Source organism: Portibacter lacus (genome assembly GCF_021533215.1).
Lineage (GTDB): Bacteria > Bacteroidota > Bacteroidia > Chitinophagales > Saprospiraceae > Portibacter > Portibacter lacus.
Window position 1 is genome coordinate 1 of the sequence record NZ_JAJNKA010000038.1, and the last position, 2,375, is coordinate 2,375.

2 protein-coding genes are annotated in these 2,375 nt (G+C 31.4%); both read right to left on the reverse strand.

Annotation, left to right across the window (positions count from 1 at the left end; all coding sequences use genetic code 11):
* Nucleotides 1-309: 309 nt before the first annotated feature.
* Nucleotides 310-1,059, reverse strand: coding sequence for a hypothetical protein (locus L2586_RS24325; protein WP_235295611.1), 750 nt, complete (start codon nucleotides 1,057-1,059; stop codon nucleotides 310-312).
* A gap of 3 nt (nucleotides 1,060-1,062) precedes the next feature.
* The gene (locus tag L2586_RS24330; protein WP_235295612.1) at nucleotides 1,063-1,581 is read right to left on the reverse strand and encodes a hypothetical protein; all 519 of its coding nucleotides are present in this window, start codon (nucleotides 1,579-1,581) and stop codon (nucleotides 1,063-1,065) included.
* Between the last annotated feature and the right edge of the window lie 794 nt (nucleotides 1,582-2,375).

Sequence of the window (2,375 nt, forward strand, 5' to 3'; positions counted from 1 at the left end):
GGACGGAGCCAAATCAAACTCAGCTTTCGGTGCGAGCATTGAAGATTGGATGGAATGAGGGTAAAGCAAAAAAACTCATTGGAGTAGAAATCTCAATTATGCCAAAGGCTTATCGCAAGCGTAAAAACCATTTAAATAAGCAAGGTGTGTCGCTTTTTTGAAGGTGGATTTATTCGAAACCATAAACATTAAAAATCACATTGGTTTTTTGCGCGATCATTTTATTAGTGGCACTCTAACGTGATGGCTGCATCCAGAGTCCGACCGTAGGGAGGATTCTGTGATCGCGGCATGTTATATGGCGTAGATTTAATAATATTTGTAATCAAAGGCGTTAATTAAAGTATCTTTTTTAGTATTTGAAAAATCTATGCTGAATTCACAATTCTTTATAGCTCTAATTAGAATCCCATAATATCTAACAATTTCAAAGTTATTTGATTGGGATTTAAATCCAGCAAATTGAAAAGGATTATTTATATTGATTTCACCAAATATTGAATCAGTTTCTACAAATATTTGCTTCAAGTTTTGTTTGTTTGACGTGCCAAAACTTGATGTCGAGTCAATCAAATTTAATATTTTGTCATATTTTTTATTAGCAAATAGATTTACAAAACCCATTAATTTATTTTGGTTCATATATATCAATTCTAGTTCTTCGATTTTAAAAGATGCTTTTTCTACTTCCTTATTATTGGATTTTATCGAGACATGAATTTCTTGGTAGCCATGATCGTAATTTCTAATATTTTTGTAAAACAGATATGCAACATTAGAGCTAGCTATAAAGAAATTTTTAACTTGGGTATCAAATATTTCACTTTTACTAATTTCTAATTCAAAATACTTCAAATTTGGTTTGTCTGTTGAGTATTCAACTCCTTTTGAATAGTAGCAATAACCTCCATAATAGTTCAATACCTCATCTACTCCGCTTTTTTCAAATTGAGTTGTTTTGATGAAATAAGATAGTATTGTTGGTTTCTGATGTCCGTCTCTTTCATGGTTACATGAACAAAATATCATTATGAGTACTATCAAATATATTGACTTCATAAATTAGTATTGATTCCAAAAAATATTTACAAAATCATTTGGATAATACTCATCTAAATCATTAATCTTATCCAGTTTGATTTCGAAGTCAAATTTGCTATTTTCTACATATAATTCTGGGTTTTGAACTTGACAAAACGATGTTAAATAATAACCATTATCCAACTCTATGAAAAGTTGATTTAAGTGATTTTCTGGAAGAATAACATGTTCAAATTGAGCTGCCATAGTTAAAGTTTCATAATTAACTAAGTAAAGTTTATTATTAGTTACTTGAATTATTGCCTCTTCTTTTCTAAATGGTTTTTTAATTGTTTCTTCTCCATTTATTATGAATTTAACTGTCCAATCATCTTCGCGACCAGTTGCCCAAAAAAGGAGGTTGTTTTTATTTATTTCGATTACTATATGTTCCTTAAGTTGGTTGAAATTCCAGTTTTTACCAATAAATGAATCATAAGTTGAAAGATTTGCAATTCCAATAAATCCGGAATCATCTGAAATTTTTAAAATTTTCTCCATTCATTTTAAGTTAAGCAAATTCATATCTTTCAATTACAATCTCTGATTAAGTTTTATGCCATATAACGTGATAGCGATAAGAGGAGTTTCGCCTTCCGCAAATCGTTACCTCTAAAGTTATTATAATTTTAGGTAAAATGTGTTGGAGTGGGAATAATTTAAGGCGAAATTCACTTCTTAATCGCGTGTTATACTTAGTGATAAAAAGAAATCTTAAGAAATACGATTGCGTTTGCCATTCGTAAATTCTAAAAAAAGCTAGAAGCGGAGATAAATACGTTGAACGTTTAAGATCTGACTCACAAAGATCGGTGCGTTGGCCTACTTTTTTCGGTCGAGTTAACGCCAATACGAAAGAGAAGACGAGTTGGAACATGACAAGATTGAACGTTTGGATTGGAGTGAGCAAAGTTGCTAGTTAACTGTAAGCGCGAAAGTTGAAGGTTTCTGTATTCATTAAGTGAAAATCTGAATAAATAAAAACTCCTTTTCAGCAATTGAGCAAAGACATTGTTGAGTTTACCGTTGCAAGATTTGGTTATTGAATTGAAGGAAATGTTCTTGTTTAATTTGCTTTCTGGCGCGCGTTAAAGTTGATCGTCTTCTCCTGACAAAATTCTAGTCTCGACCGAAAAAAGTTTCAAGGAATTGAGCATTAGAAATGGCTTAAGTACCACCATAGATGAATTGACGGAGTCAATTCATTAAGTATAACGTCTTAGCGATAAGAGGAGTTTCGCCTTCCGCTCAATGTTACCTCTAAAATTAAACAATTTTACGAAATGCGTATTGGA

What these genes read in the sequence shown, in the direction of transcription:
- L2586_RS24325 (WP_235295611.1), bottom strand. Translation starts at nt 1,059, where the DNA reads ATGAAGTCAATATATTTGATAGTACTCATAATGATATTTTGTTCATGT.
- L2586_RS24330 (WP_235295612.1), bottom strand. Translation starts at nt 1,581, where the DNA reads ATGGAGAAAATTTTAAAAATTTCAGATGATTCCGGATTTATTGGAATT.